Origin of the sequence: Candidatus Pantoea formicae (assembly GCF_011752625.1) — a bacterium.
GTDB classification, from domain to species: domain Bacteria; phylum Pseudomonadota; class Gammaproteobacteria; order Enterobacterales; family Enterobacteriaceae; genus Pantoea; species Pantoea formicae.
In genome coordinates this window covers 282528-298686 of sequence record NZ_VWXD01000006.1, presented here as the reverse complement: position 1 = coordinate 298686, position 16159 = coordinate 282528, and the positions used below count along the sequence as shown (strand labels likewise).

Here is a 16159-nt window from a genome sequence, read left to right as displayed (position 1 = left end):
CTCAAATTTTTACGCACGGTGATTTTTTTGAAAATAAAACGAGCAGGAAAATAAATTTTTTATGGCCAGACCTCCGAAACCGCCAGTCTATCTCGATGAGATTGCGGCCCTGCAATGGAAGGCAAAGGCTAAGCAGCTGGCAGAACGCGGAGACCTGACGCCAGCTGACTGGAACAGCTTAGAGCTTTACTGCGTGAACTACTCGATGTACCGCCGTGCGGTGGCAGACCTTGAGCGGCGCGGGTTCAGCATCACCAACAGTCAGGGTGGCGAGAGCCGTAACCCGGCGCTGAGTGCCAAAGCGGACGCAGAGAAAATCATGATCAAGATGTCTTCGCTGCTCGGGTTTGATCCGGTCAGTCGCCGCAAAACGCCTGTAGAAAATGATGAGGATGATGAGCTTGACCGCCTGGGATAACTACGCGAACGCCATAAAATCGGGCGAAATTGCCGCATGTAAACGGGTAAAACAGGCCGTCGAACGCTACTTTTCAGACCTGAATGACCCGCGTTACTGGTTCGATACCGCAACTGTTGAACGTTTTATAGCGTTCTCCCGGCTGTGTCCGCACGTCAAAGGGCCGCTGCGCGGCAAGCCAATAGAACTGGAGCCGTGGCAGCAGTTTGCCTTTGCATGCCTGCTGGGCTTCAAAGTGGTTGAAAACGGGCGCCGTAAATTTAAAAGCGCCTACATTCAGGTGCCGCGTAAGAATGCCAAATCCACTGTGGCCGCAATGCTCTCCAGCTGGTTTCTTGTGATGGAGGAAGGGCAGCAGGATATCTACACCGCCGCCGTGAGCCGCGATCAGGCCCGTATCGTTTTCGATGACGCGCGTCAGATGTGCCTGCTGTCAAAACCGCTGCGCAAGCGCCTGACCATCCAGCAGCACAAGATGATTTACGCCAAATCAAACAGCCTGCTTAAGCCTCTTGCCGCCAAAGCCGCCACGATTGAGGGAACAAACCCTAGCCTTGCCGTGGTGGATGAGTACCACCTTCACCCGGATAACGGTGTTTATTCAGCGCTTGAGCTGGGTATGGGCGCACGCCCCGAAGGCTTGCTGTTCGCCATTACCACCGCTGGCAGCAATATCATTTCAGCCTGCAAGCAGCACTATGACTACTGCTGCCAGATTCTGGCGGGTGAGGAAGTCAACGAATCGCAGTTCGCGCTGATTTACGAGCTGGACGACGAAGCGGAGATTGACGATCCGGCCATGTGGATAAAGGCCAATCCCAACCTGAATGTGTCAGTAGACGGTGCCGCGTTAGGCGACATTATTGCAAAGGCTCGGGGTATTCCTTCGCAGTGGGTAGAGATGCTCACTAAGCGTTTCAACATCTGGTGTCAGGGTGCCACGCCGTGGATGGGTGCAGGCTCATGGGATGCCTGCAAAGCTGATTACAGTGAATCTGACCTGAAAGGCATGAGCTGTTATGCGGGGCTGGACCTGTCATCTACCAGCGATATCTCCAGCGTCTGTTACACCTTCCCGTTAGGTAATGAGTTGCGCCTGCTGACGCGGCACTACCTGCCTGAAGCGCAGCTAAATAACGTTGCCAACAAAAACCGCAGCGTATACCGGCAGTGGGCCAAAGCGGGCTGGATTCGCACAACGCCCGGTGACTGCATCGACTATGACCGCATCCGGGACGACATTCTGCGTGATGCGGAAATGTTCGGTATTAGCCTGGTGGGCTTCGATACGTGGAACGCCACACATCTTCGAACTCAGTTACAGGGCGCAGGCCTTGATGTGGAGCCGTTCCAGCAGACGTATACCCGCTTTAATCCGGTAGCGAAGTCGCTTGAGGTATTCGTTAATCGTCAGGTGGTGCGCCATAACGGCGATCCGGTTCTCGCCTGGGCAATCAGTAATGTGGTGATGGAAAGTGACGCTAACGCCAACATCAAGCCCAATAAGAAGAAGTCAGCTAACAAGATAGACCCGGCAGTTGCCGCGCTGATGTCGTTCGGCACCTGGCAGGCAGAGCACGAAGATTTTGAGTTCAGCATGAGTGATAGTCATAAACAGCGCCTTGGCGCGTTCGACGGTATTTGAGAGGTATCAACTATGAAAGGTCCATTACAACTGGCACCGAATGAAGTAATGACAGAAATCCGTTTATATGGAGTTCTTGGGCAAACCTTCGGTAAAACACATCGCCGAATGGTTAGTTCAGCTAGAGAGGCAATTCGCGCACTTTGCATAACAATTCCCGGCTTTGAAAAGTTTCTAAATAATAGTCGTAAGCGCGGACTCACTTACTCTGTTTTTATTGGGGGTAAGAATGTGAATAAAGATGATTTCGAATACCCACATATTGGCAAAGAGATAAAAATTGCTCCGGTCATTGTTGGCAGCAAAAGAGCAGGTGCTCTGCAAACGATTTTGGGTGCGGTATTGGTTGTTGTTGGAGTAGTTGTAGGTGTTATGTCATCCGGTACGCTATCTACGGTCGGGTTTGGAGTGGCGAAGTTTGGTGCCGCACTGATGGTTGGCGGAATTGTTCAGATGCTTTCACCTCAACCAACAGGACTTGCTAGCAAGCAGAGCGCCGATAACCAAGCTTCCTATGCCTTCGGTAGCCCGACCAACACAGCGTCTCAAGGCTATCCAGTCCCGCTCTGCTACGGTCAACGACGCATCGGTGGTGCAATCATCTCCGCTGGTATCTACGTAGAGGATCAGATGTGATTAACGACCCAAGAGCATGGCCTGAAGGTACGTTGTTTTCCAAAACGGTAAACATACCGTCTCAGGGCGATCTGGTCGAAGTGGAGGTGACATATATTGTTCCTCCATTCGAAACCTTGGTCGAATTGCAAGAGAACCAGAATCCGGACAGGGTTTACCCACTTTTTCGCCAATTTATCGTTGATTGGGATTTAGAGAAAAGCCTGTCTGACTACATGCTGAAATGTTTTCTCAGTCAGGACATAAAGGTTTCTGAAATTATATTTGCCGCGTGGTGCGATCACATGAAAGAGCATATTGCAGCCCGACAACTTAATGTTATGCAGGCTCCAGCAACAATTAACTGAGGTATGTATGCACCAGAAAGAGATTGCTGAAGCGCTGGCAGTAGCCATGAAGCGAGACGGGCATGAGCTGGACGGTGCTGATCGCCTGATCATCCGCAATACGGTATCGGGCAGCATGGCGGCGCAGCGCAGGCGTGAGAATTATGCGCGTTCGGCTACGGTGTCATTTAATTGGATTAAACCTAAAACTCCAAGAGGAAAATAGGATTTTTTGGGGTATTAAATAATACCCCTAATTTTATAGGCTATTCTAAAATTTGGTCATCAGATTTAGAAAAATGAATTTGTATAATTTCATTGGTCCATGCCAAGGCTAAGCAAAGACCTGATTTTCTCACTCCCCATTTTCGCGACTCATCACCAGCATGAGCTGTGAAAATTCTATTAATTCTTTCTTCATACTCTTCTTCAAAATTCGAAGAGCTACTAAGCTGAATACTTAAATCAATATCTTCACCGCACGATTCTTTGATAAATCTTAATAGTCTTTTTTGTTCAATTGCTGCATGGATTTGGTCTATGGAAATTTTGTTATAATTTCCTGTATCAACAGCTTTGTTGAGTTGAATAATCAAGGATGTGAGATAAAGTGCATGCATTATTATTCCCTTTCAATTAACTTTTTTAACGTCCCACAGATTAGATTGAGAGCATAAAATGATCAACCTTGAGTGTGTGCCTATATCGATGTATTGCAGAGAAACTGGAGAAGGTAAAGATGTTGTTGAAAAAAGGTTGAGAAATGGCATTTGGCAAGAGGGTAATCAGGTGCTGAAAATTGCTGGAGTAAAAGAAAAGTGGATTGACCTTGTTGTGGTAGCTGAGTGGGCGCGGCAGGCGAAAAAAGTAAAAGAATATGAGCCAAACTGGGCTGCTTTGGACTGACTGGCCTCAACATTAGTTCGGGTGAGTTCGTATATGTTCAGCGTAATGTGCAGTCTATGGTGTAGTCTGTTTAACAAAAAAGGCGCAGTGATTTCTCACTAGCGCCTTTTTTATCAATAGCTTAAAAGAGCCTATTAGTTCATGCCGTATTTTTTCAGCTTCTTACGCAGGGTACCACGGTTGATACCCATCATCAGGGCTGCACGGGTCTGGTTGCCACGGGTGTACTGCATCACCATGTCCAACAGAGGCTGCTCGACTTCAGCCAATACCAGCTCATACAGATCACTAACGTCCTGACCATTTAGTTGAGCAAAATAGTTCTTCAGTGCCTGTTTCACCGAATCACGAAGTGGCTTTTGCGTCACCTGATCCTGTGAGTTAACGGTAGAAACGGTCAGTACATCAGAATTTACGCGTTGTTCGAACATAGTTCTTTCAGCTCTTTATTTCGTTTACGCAAGATTTTCGAAGTATGCCTCCAACGCCTCCAGCTGTTCGCTGGCATCCTCAATGGCGTTGAATGTGCGCCGAAACTGGTCATCAGGAGCACTTTCCTGCAAATACCAGGAAACGTGTTTACGAGCAATACGGTATCCCTTGCGCTGACCATAAAAGTCGTGCAGCTCCCGTATGTGCCCAATCAGCATTTGCTTCACTTCAGCCAGCGGCTTCGGTGCCAGCAGCTCCCCTGTGTCCAGATAATGCTGGATTTCCCGGAAGATCCACGGTCTTCCCTGAGCAGCGCGACCAACCATCAGAGCATCGGCTCCGGTATAGTCGAGCACCGCTCTGGCTTTATGCGGGTCAGTAATGTCACCATTCGCGATAATCGGAATGGAAACGCTCTGCTTAACTGTCCGAATGCTGTCGTATTCAGCTTGCCCTTCAAACAAACAGGCGCGCGTGCGGCCATGAATGGTGAGAGCCTGAATGCCACAGCGTTCAGCCAATTGGGCAATCTCTACACAATTACGATTTTCTTTGTCCCAGCCGGTGCGAATTTTCAGCGTAACGGGCACATCCACTGCATTAACGACCGCACGGAGGATGGATTCCACCAGTAGCGGGTGCTGTAACAGTGCTGAGCCAGCCATCTTACGATTCACTTTCTTAGCGGGGCAGCCCATGTTGATATCGATAACCTGCGCGCCAGACGCCACATTAATGCGCGCGGCAGCAGCCATCTCATCAGGATCGCAACCGGCGATTTGCACGGCGCGAATGCCGGGCTCGTCACTATGCACCATACGCAAACGGGATTTGTCACTGGCCCAAACTTCTGGGTTTGATGACAGCATCTCGGAGACAGTCATACCCGCGCCGTTCTCGAAACACAGTGTGCGGAATGGCTTATCGGTAACGCCAGCCATAGGTGCAGCAATGAGTCGATTACGTAGCTGATGGTGTCCAATGCGCATGAAAAAGAAGTGACCCTAACTGTTCGCAAGGCGGCGTATATTACGCATTTTTTACTGAAGATGAAAGGCCAAACTTTGAACAATTCGCCGCCAAAGATCAAGGAAATCACCTTCAACAACTAGCTACTCGATAATAGTCTATATAATTCAGTCAATTGAAAAAATACGCTGAAATTGTGAACAAAAGTTTTTCTTAAAACTTGCGTTAAATCACAACATAAAAACCGCCACATCAGGTAATTAGCCAGAGAAATGGCGGCAAGGTGATTATTAATTGTACTAATTTAGATTCCCAAGGGTGCCGATTTGCCTCGTTAAGTGACAATCCCGTGGCGTCATTATTTTGCTGCTCAGATAAGAAACCGGCCAGCAAAGGCTTAGCCGGTTTTCAGCATTAACGGCGCACGCCGGTTATGCGGCACCACTCTTCTTTTTCCGCCACCGGGTCGAGAGCAAAACGTTCAGCGTAAGCTTCACAGACACCTTCAGCCTGGCTAGCCAGCACACCCGATAAGCCCAGATGCCCGCCCGCTTTGGGCAATACGCTAATCAGTGGCGCAAGCTCGCGCAGTGGGCCTGCCAGGATATTGGCGACCACGACGTCTGCCAGGAGGTTCTCAGGCTGCTGATGCGGGAGATAGAGCGACAGGCGGTCTGATACGCCATTGCGCTCGGCGTTATCGCGGCTGGCCTGAATCGCTTGTGGATCGATATCAATACCAATCGCCTGCGCCGCGCCCAGTTTCAGTGCAGCAATAGCAAGGATGCCAGAGCCACAGCCGAAATCGATGACGGTTTTGCCTTGCAGGTCGAGTCCGTCAAGCCAGGTCAGGCATAATGAGGTGGTAGGATGGGTGCCGGTACCAAACGCCAATCCTGGATCCAACATCACGTTGACGGCATTCGGGTCCGGCACGTCGCGCCAGCTCGGGCAGATCCACAGACGTTCGCCGAAACGCATCGGGTGGAAGTTATCCATCCATTCACGTTCCCAGTCTTTATCTTCGATCTGCTCGATCTTATGGTGGAAATGCGATCCTAATAGCGGATGTTGGCTCAACTCAGCGACCACATCATCCATTTCGGTTTCGGCATCAAACAGGCCGATCACATCGGTATCACCCCATAAGCGCGTTTCACCCGGCAGCGGTTCATAGACAGGGTTGTCATGGGTATCCTGGAAAGTCACGGATACGGCGCCGACCTCCATCAACGCATCGCTGAGCGGTTCGGCATTTTCACCGGTACTGTTAATTTTGATTTGAATCCAAGGCATAGCGTTTCTCTTCTATTCCACTGCAGCATTGCGCGCGTCAGGCGTGCTGCCAAACAAGTTGCCTACCACAAAGGCCAGCAGGCTTAAGATCAATGAGGGAACGATAGGGTGGAAACCCCACAGTTCGATATTCATGCTGGCGAGTAGCGTATAACAGGCTGCACCGATCACCATGCCACTGATAGCCCCCGTCGAGTTGGCGCGTTCCCAATACAATCCCAGCACCAGCGGCCACAGGAACACCGCTTCAAGGCCACCAAAGGCCAGCAGGTTGAGCCAAATAATCATATCCGGCGGATTCCACGCGGCCAGCAGCAGTAAAATCCCCAGCACAAACGTGATGGTGCCCGAGAGCATGCGCAAGCGCGCTTCATTCTCGCTATGCTGCGGTGCGATGCGCAGATAAAGATCTTTGATCAGCGTAGCGGAGGATTGCAGGAGCTGCGCATTAATTGTCGACATGATCGCTGCCATAGGGGCGGCGAGAAATATGCCCGCTGCCATCGGTGGTAGCACGGTGATCATCAGAGTGGGGATAACCCGGTCTGGCACCGTCAGGTTCGGAATAATCGCGCGGCCCAATGCACCAGCCAGATGCATGCCGAGCATCAAGATCACCACCACAATCGTGCCGAGCACAATCCCCCGGTGCATGGCCTTACTGTCTTTATAGGAGATACAGCGTACCGCCGTGTGCGGCAAGCCAATCACGCCAAAGCAGACCAGTACGGCAAAGGAGCTGAGGAAGGTGGGATTGATAACATTGCCCACGCCTTCCGGTGACACTAACTGCGGGTCAATTGTCCGCAGCTTGGTCACGGCCGTTTCCAGCCCACCGGCTTGATGAATCACCGCGAACAGCAGCAGGAAGGTGCCGATCAGCATCACCAGGCCTTGCATCGCGTCATTGAGCACGCTGGCACGAAAGCCACCAAACGCAGTATAGAGTGCGATGGTACCACCAAAAATCAGCAGGCCAGTGTCATAAGGGATACCTGCTGCCGTTTCCAGCAGACGTGCACCACCGATAAATTGCACGGTCATCGCGCCGATAAAAGCCACTAACAAACTGATGCTGGAAAGCCAGATCAGCAGCGTGCTGCCATAACGACCATACAACATGTCATTCAGCGTCACGGCGTTGTAGCGACGGGCCAAAATGGCAAATTTTTTCCCAAGCACGCCGAGTGACAGCCAAACGGCCGGCACCTGAATCATCGCCAGCAATACCCAGCCGAGGCCATATTTATAAGCTGCACCGGGGCCGCCGATAAACGAACTGGCGCTGATGTAGGTCGCAGTGATGGTCATCGCGAGGACAAAACCGCCCATCGAGCGATTTCCGAGGAAGTATTCGCTCAGGAAATTCCCTTCGCGTTGTTTGCGCATGGCAAATACTGACAGCCCGGCAATCAGCACCAGATAAGCCAATAGCGGAAGAATGATTTCAGAGTCCATCATTGTCCTCCAGCGACATGTCACGGAACAGGATGCGCACCATTAGCCAACACAACACAATAAACAGCAGCGGCGCAAAGACGCAGGAAAGCTCGAACCAACGTGGTAAGCCAAACATGCCGATCTCATTTCCACCTAACCAGGCAGAAAGCCCCCAAACGGCAAGGTAAGCCAGCGTCAGATAAAACGACCAGCGCGCCTCTTTGTTCGCTTGTAAAAAACGCCAATCCATTATGCAACCTCAAAGGCAACAAAAATGAAAAAGGCCGGATTAACCGGCCTTTGCTGGCTCTGCTCTGCAATTACTTCTCGTGCAGGCCGAGTTTTTTCTCCAGATAGTGGATGTTGGTGCCACCCTGCTGGAAGTTTTCGTCGGACATGATTTTCATCTGCAACTCGACGTTGGTCTTGATGCCGTCGATGATCAGTTCCGCCAGCGCATTTTTCATGCGCGCGATCGCCACTTCACGGGTATCACCGTAAGTGATCAGCTTGCCGATCATGGAATCGTAGTACGGCGGCACGCTGTAACCGGAATAGATATGCGATTCCCAGCGCACGCCAAAACCGCCTGGCGCGTGGAAACGGGTGATCTTGCCCGGGCTTGGCAGGAAGGTGTTCGGGTCTTCGGCGTTGATACGGCATTCCACCGCATGACCGCGTACCACCACGTCTTCCTGTTTGATCGACAGCGGCTGACCGGCAGCAATACGCAGCTGCTCTTTGATCAGGTCCACGCCGGTGATCATCTCGGTCACCGGATGCTCCACCTGAATACGGGTGTTCATCTCGATGAAGTAGAACTCACCGTTTTCGTACAGGAACTCGAAGGTACCCGCACCGCGATAGCCGATATCGATACAGGCTTTCGCACAGCGCTCGCCGATGTAGCGACGCAGCTCAGCGGTGATGCCTGGCGCTGGTGCTTCTTCGACGACTTTCTGGTGACGACGCTGCATAGAGCAGTCACGTTCCGCCAGATAGATAGCGTTGCCCTGACCATCGGCCATCACCTGAATTTCGATATGGCGTGGGTTCTCGAGGAATTTCTCCATGTAGACCATGTCGTTGTTGAAAGCCGCTTTAGCTTCCGCTTTCGTCATGCCGATGGATTGTTCCAGATCTTTTTCGTTGCGCACCACGCGCATACCACGACCACCGCCGCCGCCAGAGGCTTTGATGATCACCGGATAGCCGATGCGCTTGGCAATGGCACGGTTTTTATCCATGTCATCGGTCAGCGAGCCGTCAGATCCTGGCACGGTCGGTACGCCGGTTTTCTTCATCGCGGTGATTGCAGACACTTTGTCGCCCATCAGGCGGATGGTGTCAGCTTTCGGGCCGATGAAGATAAAGCCTGAACGCTCAACCTGCTCGGCGAAATCGGCATTCTCAGAGAGGAAGCCGTAGCCTGGGTGGATCGCCACTGCGCCAGTGATTTCGGCGGCGGAGATCAGTGCAGGGATGTTCAGATAGCTTTTGACCGACTGCGCCGGACCGATGCAGACAGTTTCGTCTGCCAGCAGCACGTGCTTCAGGTCGCGGTCAGCGGTTGAGTGAACCGCAACGGTCTTGATGCCTAATTCTTTACACGCGCGGAGAATACGCAGAGCGATCTCACCGCGGTTAGCAATGACAATTTTATCCAGCATGCTTCGCCTCGTTATTCGATGACGACCAGCGGCTCGTCAAATTCAACCGGTTGGCCGCTTTCCACCAGGATCGCCTTCACAACGCCGGATTTGTCGGCTTCGATCTGGTTCATCATTTTCATCGCTTCAACGATGCACAGGGTATCGCCTGCGTTCACTTTCTGGCCCACTTCCACGAAAGCTTTCGCGTCCGGGCTTGGGGTGCGGTAGAAAGTACCGACCATCGGAGAACGCACGATGTGACCAGTGACTTCTGGCTTAGCGGCTTCAGCAGGTGCGGCAGCTACAGGGGCAACCGCAGTTGCCAGCGCAGGCTGTTGCATCATTGGTGCAGCATAAGCCTGCTGCATGACCGGGTAGCCAGCGTTCGCAGGTGAACGGCTGATACGAACGGACTCTTCGCCCTCGGAGATTTCCAGCTCGGAGATGCCAGACTCTTCTACCAGTTCGATCAGTTTCTTAATTTTACGAATATCCATGAGTGTGGTTCCGTACTCTGTTTAATTGGAATGTGACAGGCGTTTTACTGCCGTTTGTAAAGCCCATGAGTATCCATCAGCGCCAAGTCCACAGATGACGCCGGCAGATACATCAGAAAGATAGGAGTGATGTCGGAACGGTTCGCGTGCATGCACGTTCGAGAGATGCACCTCGATAAAAGGTATGCTGACCGCCAACAGGGCATCACGCAGTGCAACGCTGGTATGCGTGAACGCAGCCGGATTGATGATGATGTAATCCACATTGCCACGGGCCTCGTGAATACGATCAATCAACTGAAACTCTGCGTTCGATTGCAAATGACTTAATTTCACATCGTGCTGTTCAGCCTGTTGCGTCAGATCGCCGACAATTTGCGCCAACGTGGTATGACCATACTTATCAGGCTCGCGCGTTCCCAGCAGATTCAGATTGGGACCGTTCAAAAGCAGTATGTGAAATTTGTGCGCCATCTTGCTGCTATCTCCTGCAATCAGTGAGGCATCGCGTAAAATACCGCGACATCTGCCGTTTGTCACTCCTGAGAGTGAAAAAGGCGACTTCGCTTGCAATAAAGCCGGGCATTATATCCGTTTCGTCGCAATTCGCAGCAAAATACTGGTCTTATCTGCGAAGTTGATCGGATGCGGCCCTTAGGCCACACCTTTTAACAGATCTCGTGACAGGAAAACAACCGTGCGGGGATTATCGACGCAGAAGATTACGCAACTTATTGTAACGCCAGCCTAACAACACCAAAGCCAGCAGCGCATATATCCAAGGCTGAGGGGAGAAGACTTTAACCGACCAGAGATAGTGGATAGGTGCGAGGATCGCGACTAGATAGATGCCATTGTGCAGGGTTTGCCAGCGGCGACCCAGTTTGCGTTGCGCACGTTGAAACGAAGTGATGGCCAGCGCAAACAGCACGAGCCAGCAGATCATCCCCAGTAACAGATAAGGGCGTGAAACAATCTCCTTACCCAACAGTTGCAGGTGGTTGTAACCCAACTCCAGCAGGTAGTAGCTTGTCAGATGCAAACAGGCCCACACAAAACACCACACACCCAACATGCGGCGGGTGCGGATCAGCAAGGGTTGCTTTAGGTAGCGCGTTAAAGGGCTGACCAATAGCGTAGCCAGCAGCAGCTTTAACGCCATCCTGCCAGTAAAATGCTGAATGTCTTTAGCCGGGTCTGCACTCAGCCAGCCTTGGCTGGCTGCCATAAATAAATAGACGAACGGCAAGAAGGCAGCCAGATGCAGCACCACTTTCAGCAGGGTGATATGACGTAACGTCAGGCGCACTCAGTAGTTCTCCCGTAAATCGAGCCCGCGATAGAGCGATGCCACTTCTTTAGCGTAGCCGTTAAACAGCAGTGTTGGCTGACGTTCCACATTGAGAATGCCGCCCGAACCAATGAAACGCTCCGTCGCCTGTGACCAGCGCGGATGATCAACGTGTGGATTCACATTGGCGTAGAAACCATATTCATTAGCGGCGATCTGGCTCCATGTTGTCGGTGGCTGATCGCGAGTCAGTGTGATCTTCACGATTGATTTGATCCCTTTGAAGCCGTATTTCCAAGGAACAGTCAGGCGAATCGGGGCGCCATTCTGGGGAGGTAGCGCTTTGCCGTACACGCCCGTGCTGAGTAACGTGAGGGGATGCATGGCCTCATCCAGGCGCAGGCCTTCCACATACGGATAATCCAGACCGCCACCGATAAAACGATCTTTTTGGCCGGGCATTTGGTCCGGTGCGTAGAGGGTCTGGAAAGCAACAAAGCGCGCATTGCTGGTGGGCTCAGCCAGCTTGAGCAGCTTATTGAGCTCAAAGCCTACCCACGGGATCACCATTGACCAGGCTTCAACACAGCGCATGCGGTAGATACGTTGTTCCATGGCAAAACGCTTGAAGATGTCATCCATGTCCAGCGTGATGGGTTTGGCGACTTCTCCTTCAATACGCAGCTGCCAGGGTTCAGTTTTCAAAGTGCCAGCATTGGCGGCCGGGTCGGCTTTATCTAAACCGAATTCATAAAAGTTGTTATAACCGGAAACCTTGTCAAACGGCGTCAGTGGCAAATTAGCCTGCCACTCTGCGGGCTTGGTGAATTGCAGGTCACGGCCTGCGGGGGCAGGGGGGCGATCGTTACCTTTAAACCAGCTCAATACATCCGCCTGTGCGACACCGGGCAAACTGGCCGCTGCTGCACCCAGGCCCAGCGCTTTCAAAACCTGACGGCGGCGCATATTAAAAATGCTTTCAGGCGTGACGTCGGCTTCTGTGGGGTATTGCTTCAGCTTCATGGCATTCTCCGGCGAAAAGTAGATAACTCACAGCTTGCTTAAAGGGCAGTTGTCACGCCACTTTGCTCAGAAAAATATGAAATTTCCTGGTGGAATCGCTCTGTTGAGAATAGGACGAAAAAGCCGGAGTAAAAGGCAGGGCATCACACTTTGCGGCTATACTCGCGGCGAAGGGCCAATTAGCATGGCGCACCACATGAATTTGATGCATGTCTGGCGCTGATTCAGGCAATGTTTTGTGATATTTTGCTCAGGTTTGCGCCAGTGAGCTTTTGGCGCGGGTCGGATGGCGACCGTTCAGAACCGCAGTGATACGGGCACAGGGATGCGATTAACAACTAAGTTTTCTGCGTTTATTACATTATTAAGCTTACTGGCAATGCTATTGATGCTGGTGGGCTGCGCTTTTAGTTTTATCTGGCTGTCGCAGCAGCGGGTAGAGACACGTATCAACACGCTGGCTACCGAGGTCGATAAAGCGCTCGCAACACAATCGCCGCAAGAACTTACGCAATGGCTGACCAGGCTGATGCCGGTCATCAATGCCGAACAGATTGAGATGCGTAACGGCGATGACGTGATCTTCCAGCTCAATCGGCATGAGAATCCCATGCTGGAAGACGAACCGAACCGTTTTATCCAATTTGACATCCCTCTGGCGCATTCGCCGGGTCTCGGGCTGCGTGTTGTGGTGCTCGATCCCGCTAAAACATGGTTCCGCTCCTTCACCGGCGCCTATACCTTAATTGTTTTGTGCACCGTCGTGGCTATTATGTCGGCCTTGCTGGTGATGACGCATCGCTGGATCACTCGCCGTTGGCAGAATATGGAGCATTTAGAGGACCGCTCCGAACGTATTCTTGCTGGTGAACGTATTCCTCAAATCGTCCATGACAGCGAATGGCCACCTAAAGCCAGTCGGGCGATGGATGCCTTATTAAATGACTTACAGGAAGCGGGTGAGCAGCGTTTACGCATTGATACTCTGATCCGCACCTTTGCCGCACAGGATTCGCGAACCGGACTGAATAATCGTCTTTTCTTTGATAACCAGTTGGCGACCCTGCTGGAGGATCAGGAAGATGTTGGTACGCATGGCGTCGTTATGATGGTGCGGTTACCGGATCTGGAGACGCTGCAGGAAACGCTGGGTCCGACGCTGGTGGACGAATACCTGTTTGATATGATCAACATGTTATCCACTTTTGTCCTGCGTTATCCTGGCGCCTTGCTGGCGCGCTATTTCCGCAGTGATTTTGCCGTGCTGCTGCCCCATCGCACGCTGAAAGAGGCCAACAGCATTGCGGATCAATTGGTCAACGCCGTTGATTCACTGCCACCGATGCGCATGGTCGATCGCGATGACATCATTCACATTGGGATTAGTGCCTGGCGGAGCGGCCAAAGTGTTTCTCAGGTGATGGAAAGCGTCGAAATGGCAACGCGGCGCGCGGTGTTGCAGGGTGGCAACAGTTGGTCAGTGGGTGAGGGCAACACGCTGGATATGGGGCGTGGTAGCGTACGCTGGCGTACCTTACTGGAAAATACCCTTAACCGTGGTGGCCCACGGCTTTACCAGAAACCCGCTGTGCTTTTAGACGGTAAAGTTCATCACCGCGAAATGCTGGCTCGTGTCTTTGACGGTGATAAAGAGGTAGTGTCAGCCGAATTTATGCCGTTGGTCTTACAGCTTGGCCTGACTGATAGCTGGGACCGACAGCTTGTTACACGTATTGCTGCACTGTCCGAAGTCTGGCCCGATGAAACTCTGGCGCTGCCGGTGAATATTGATTCGTTATTACAGAAACCTTTTCAGCGTTGGCTGCAAAAGCTGCTGTTGCAGTGCACTAAATCGCAAAGAAAGCGTTTTTTATTTGAACTTGCCGAGGCAGATGTTTGTCAACACATCAATCGCTTAGTCCCGGTTTTCCGAATGCTAACGGCTTTTGGCTGCCGTATTGCGGTGGATCAGGCAGGATTAACCGTGGTGAGCAGTGCCTACATCAAGCAATTTCCGATTGAGGTGATCAAGCTTGATCCAGGCTTAGTGCGTAATATTGAGCGTCGTACCGAAAATCAGCTGTTCGTACAAAGTTTGCTGGAAGTGTGCAAATCCACACAAACGCAGGTTTTTGCGACGGGAGTGCGAACGCGCGCGGAGTGGCAGAGCCTCGCCGGGTTGGGTGTTTCGGGTGGACAAGGCGACTTCTTCGCACCTTCATTACCGGTTAACAGTAATGTGAAAAAACACTCGCAACGTTACCGAATTTAATGCTTATGAGCGTGTTCTGAGGTAGAAGGTCATTTTTATATCCTTTATATTGCCGCTCGCGCAGTTCGGATAGTAGGAAATGTTAGATTTTATGTCGGAATTCACCCGCTCTCGACGGGTGAATTTGCGTTTAATAGGGCGGCTTAGCGCTATTTAACGGTGGCCAGGGATAAGCGAATCGGCCCAAAAAATTAATCAGCGTATTTTTTCACCGAAGCAGAACGTTTTTGCGCCTTGTAGCGGCTTCGCGTGGTTGGTAAAGTAGGCGGATTTTATTTTCCGCCCCCAGCTTGCAGGATTATCCCTTAGTATGTTTAAAAAATTTCGTGGCATGTTTTCCAATGACTTGTCCATTGACCTGGGTACCGCGAATACCCTGATTTACGTAAAAGGACAAGGCATCGTGCTGAACGAGCCTTCCGTGGTTGCCATTCGTCAGGATCGTGCTGGCTCGCCTAAAAGCGTAGCTGCTGTGGGCCATGACGCGAAGCAGATGCTTGGTCGTACACCGGGCAACATCGCGGCTATCCGTCCAATGAAAGACGGTGTTATCGCCGACTTCTTCGTTACTGAAAAAATGCTCCAGCACTTTATCAAGCAAGTGCACAGCAACAGCTTTATGCGTCCTAGCCCACGCGTACTGGTTTGCGTACCGGTTGGTGCAACTCAGGTTGAGCGTCGTGCTATTCGTGAGTCGGCACAGGGCGCGGGCGCGCGCGAAGTCTTCCTGATCGAAGAGCCGATGGCGGCTGCAATCGGTGCTGGCCTGCCAGTATCCGAAGCAACAGGTTCAATGGTGGTGGATATCGGTGGTGGTACCACTGAAGTTGCCGTGATCTCATTGAACGGTGTGGTCTACTCTTCTTCTGTACGTATTGGTGGTGACCGTTTCGACGAAGCTATCATTAATTATGTACGCCGCAACTATGGTTCACTGATTGGTGAAGCCACTGCGGAACGTATTAAACACGGTATCGGTTCTGCCTATCCGGGTGATGAAGTACACGAAATTGAAGTACGTGGCCGTAACCTGGCAGAAGGTGTACCACGTGGCTTTACGCTGAACTCCAATGAGATCCTTGAAGCACTGCAGGAGCCGTTAACGGGCATCGTGAGTGCCGTCATGGTGGCGCTGGAGCAGTGCCCACCGGAACTGGCTTCCGATATCTCTGAGCGCGGCATGGTGCTGACCGGTGGTGGCGCATTGCTGCGTAACCTCGATCGCCTGCTGATGGAAGAGACGGGCATCCCGGTTGTCGTTGCTGAAGACCCGCTGACCTGCGTTGCGCGTGGTGGTGGTAAGGCATTGGAAATGATCGACATGCATGGCGGCGATTTGTTCAGCGAGGAGTAATT

At 51.8% G+C, this 16159-nt stretch carries 19 protein-coding genes; 8 read left to right on the top strand and 11 right to left on the bottom strand.

Annotated features, from left to right (window positions below):
• The first annotated feature begins 61 nt into the window (after positions 1-61).
• From F3J38_RS18835 to F3J38_RS18815, 5 genes are read left to right on the top strand one after another with little or no spacing between them, the layout of a single operon-like run.
• A complete protein-coding gene (locus F3J38_RS18835) occupies positions 62-418 on the top strand; it encodes a phage terminase small subunit P27 family (protein WP_167140884.1) in 357 nt (118 codons plus the stop codon).
• Positions 402-2063, top strand: a complete 1662-nt coding sequence (locus tag F3J38_RS18830) for a terminase large subunit (RefSeq protein ID WP_167140947.1) — start codon at positions 402-404, stop codon at positions 2061-2063. Before F3J38_RS18835 ends, F3J38_RS18830 begins: the two co-directional genes overlap by 17 nt.
• Positions 2064-2075: 12 nt before the next feature.
• Positions 2076-2699, top strand: coding sequence for a tail assembly protein (locus F3J38_RS18825; protein WP_240156030.1), 624 nt, complete (start codon positions 2076-2078; stop codon positions 2697-2699).
• Positions 2696-3046: a hypothetical protein gene (locus F3J38_RS18820; RefSeq protein WP_167140882.1), complete on the top strand. Its 351-nt coding sequence runs from the start codon at positions 2696-2698 to the stop codon at positions 3044-3046. Before F3J38_RS18825 ends, F3J38_RS18820 begins: the two co-directional genes overlap by 4 nt.
• Positions 3047-3053: 7 nt before the next feature.
• Positions 3054-3251, top strand: a complete 198-nt coding sequence (locus F3J38_RS18815; protein WP_167140880.1) for a hypothetical protein — start codon at positions 3054-3056, stop codon at positions 3249-3251.
• Between the two features lie 40 nt (positions 3252-3291).
• Here F3J38_RS18815 and F3J38_RS18810 read toward each other — a convergent pair whose 3' ends face one another.
• On the bottom strand, positions 3292-3645 hold the full coding sequence (locus F3J38_RS18810) for a hypothetical protein (protein WP_167140878.1): 354 nt from the start codon (positions 3643-3645) through the stop codon (positions 3292-3294).
• Between the two features lie 58 nt (positions 3646-3703).
• On the opposite strand from F3J38_RS18810, the gene F3J38_RS18805 reads away from it, so the two are divergent.
• Entirely contained in the window at positions 3704-3931 is a 228-nt protein-coding gene (locus tag F3J38_RS18805) for an excisionase (protein WP_167140876.1), read from the top strand.
• Positions 3932-4065: 134 nt separating this feature from the next.
• Here the strand turns inward: F3J38_RS18805 and fis are convergent, their stop codons facing one another.
• The 10 genes from fis to msrP all read right to left on the bottom strand — a co-directional run bounded on the left by fis (position 4066) and on the right by msrP (position 12531).
• Positions 4066-4362 (bottom strand): DNA-binding transcriptional regulator Fis, encoded by a 297-nt coding sequence (gene fis, locus F3J38_RS18800; protein ID WP_003855228.1) that lies wholly within the window; start codon positions 4360-4362, stop codon positions 4066-4068.
• Positions 4363-4386: 24 nt separating this feature from the next.
• A complete protein-coding gene (gene dusB, locus F3J38_RS18795) occupies positions 4387-5352 on the bottom strand; it encodes a tRNA dihydrouridine synthase DusB (protein ID WP_167140874.1) in 966 nt (321 codons plus the stop codon).
• 394 nt (positions 5353-5746) lie between these two features.
• Complete coding sequence (gene prmA / locus F3J38_RS18790; protein ID WP_167140872.1) at positions 5747-6628, bottom strand: 50S ribosomal protein L11 methyltransferase; 882 nt, start codon at positions 6626-6628, stop codon at positions 5747-5749.
• 12 nt (positions 6629-6640) lie between these two features.
• Entirely contained in the window at positions 6641-8086 is a 1446-nt protein-coding gene (gene panF, locus F3J38_RS18785) for a sodium/pantothenate symporter (protein ID WP_167140945.1), read from the bottom strand.
• Positions 8076-8318: a YhdT family protein gene (locus tag F3J38_RS18780; RefSeq protein WP_167140871.1), complete on the bottom strand. Its 243-nt coding sequence runs from the start codon at positions 8316-8318 to the stop codon at positions 8076-8078. Before F3J38_RS18780 ends, panF begins: the two co-directional genes overlap by 11 nt.
• A gap of 70 nt (positions 8319-8388) precedes the next feature.
• Positions 8389-9738 carry an acetyl-CoA carboxylase biotin carboxylase subunit gene (gene accC / locus F3J38_RS18775; RefSeq protein ID WP_167140870.1) on the bottom strand — a complete coding sequence of 450 codons (1350 nt, stop codon included), beginning with the start codon at positions 9736-9738 and terminating at the stop codon, positions 8389-8391.
• Positions 9739-9749: 11 nt separating this feature from the next.
• Positions 9750-10217, bottom strand: a complete 468-nt coding sequence (accB, locus tag F3J38_RS18770; protein WP_167140869.1) for an acetyl-CoA carboxylase biotin carboxyl carrier protein — start codon at positions 10215-10217, stop codon at positions 9750-9752.
• Positions 10218-10238: 21 nt separating this feature from the next.
• Positions 10239-10691: a type II 3-dehydroquinate dehydratase gene (gene aroQ / locus F3J38_RS18765; RefSeq protein ID WP_038644361.1), complete on the bottom strand. Its 453-nt coding sequence runs from the start codon at positions 10689-10691 to the stop codon at positions 10239-10241.
• A 232-nt stretch (positions 10692-10923) separates the two neighbouring features.
• Positions 10924-11526 carry a protein-methionine-sulfoxide reductase heme-binding subunit MsrQ gene (gene msrQ, locus F3J38_RS18760; protein ID WP_167140868.1) on the bottom strand — a complete coding sequence of 201 codons (603 nt, stop codon included), beginning with the start codon at positions 11524-11526 and terminating at the stop codon, positions 10924-10926.
• Positions 11527-12531 carry a protein-methionine-sulfoxide reductase catalytic subunit MsrP gene (gene msrP / locus F3J38_RS18755; protein ID WP_167140867.1) on the bottom strand — a complete coding sequence of 335 codons (1005 nt, stop codon included), beginning with the start codon at positions 12529-12531 and terminating at the stop codon, positions 11527-11529.
• Positions 12532-12856: 325 nt separating this feature from the next.
• Here msrP and csrD point away from each other — a divergent pair, with 325 nt between their 5' ends.
• Both csrD and mreB read left to right on the top strand, forming a co-directional pair.
• Positions 12857-14803 carry an RNase E specificity factor CsrD gene (gene csrD, locus F3J38_RS18750; protein WP_167140866.1) on the top strand — a complete coding sequence of 649 codons (1947 nt, stop codon included), beginning with the start codon at positions 12857-12859 and terminating at the stop codon, positions 14801-14803.
• 310 nt (positions 14804-15113) lie between these two features.
• A complete protein-coding gene (gene mreB / locus F3J38_RS18745) occupies positions 15114-16157 on the top strand; it encodes a rod shape-determining protein MreB (protein ID WP_007891976.1) in 1044 nt (347 codons plus the stop codon).
• The last annotated feature ends 2 nt before the right edge of the window (positions 16158-16159 follow it).

What these genes read in the sequence shown, in the direction of transcription:
- panF (WP_167140945.1), bottom strand. Translation starts at nt 8,086, where the DNA reads ATGGACTCTGAAATCATTCTTCCGCTATTGGCTTATCTGGTGCTGATT.
- F3J38_RS18805 (WP_167140876.1), top strand. Translation starts at nt 3,704, where the DNA reads ATGATCAACCTTGAGTGTGTGCCTATATCGATGTATTGCAGAGAAACT.
- fis (WP_003855228.1), bottom strand. Translation starts at nt 4,362, where the DNA reads ATGTTCGAACAACGCGTAAATTCTGATGTACTGACCGTTTCTACCGTT.
- F3J38_RS18780 (WP_167140871.1), bottom strand. Translation starts at nt 8,318, where the DNA reads ATGGATTGGCGTTTTTTACAAGCGAACAAAGAGGCGCGCTGGTCGTTT.
- prmA (WP_167140872.1), bottom strand. Translation starts at nt 6,628, where the DNA reads ATGCCTTGGATTCAAATCAAAATTAACAGTACCGGTGAAAATGCCGAA.
- aroQ (WP_038644361.1), bottom strand. Translation starts at nt 10,691, where the DNA reads ATGGCGCACAAATTTCACATACTGCTTTTGAACGGTCCCAATCTGAAT.
- F3J38_RS18825 (WP_240156030.1), top strand. Translation starts at nt 2,076, where the DNA reads ATGAAAGGTCCATTACAACTGGCACCGAATGAAGTAATGACAGAAATC.
- F3J38_RS18810 (WP_167140878.1), bottom strand. Translation starts at nt 3,645, where the DNA reads ATGCATGCACTTTATCTCACATCCTTGATTATTCAACTCAACAAAGCT.
- F3J38_RS18815 (WP_167140880.1), top strand. Translation starts at nt 3,054, where the DNA reads ATGCACCAGAAAGAGATTGCTGAAGCGCTGGCAGTAGCCATGAAGCGA.
- accC (WP_167140870.1), bottom strand. Translation starts at nt 9,738, where the DNA reads ATGCTGGATAAAATTGTCATTGCTAACCGCGGTGAGATCGCTCTGCGT.
- mreB (WP_007891976.1), top strand. Translation starts at nt 15,114, where the DNA reads ATGTTTAAAAAATTTCGTGGCATGTTTTCCAATGACTTGTCCATTGAC.
- csrD (WP_167140866.1), top strand. Translation starts at nt 12,857, where the DNA reads ATGCGATTAACAACTAAGTTTTCTGCGTTTATTACATTATTAAGCTTA.
- accB (WP_167140869.1), bottom strand. Translation starts at nt 10,217, where the DNA reads ATGGATATTCGTAAAATTAAGAAACTGATCGAACTGGTAGAAGAGTCT.
- dusB (WP_167140874.1), bottom strand. Translation starts at nt 5,352, where the DNA reads ATGCGCATTGGACACCATCAGCTACGTAATCGACTCATTGCTGCACCT.
- msrP (WP_167140867.1), bottom strand. Translation starts at nt 12,531, where the DNA reads ATGAAGCTGAAGCAATACCCCACAGAAGCCGACGTCACGCCTGAAAGC.
- F3J38_RS18835 (WP_167140884.1), top strand. Translation starts at nt 62, where the DNA reads ATGGCCAGACCTCCGAAACCGCCAGTCTATCTCGATGAGATTGCGGCC.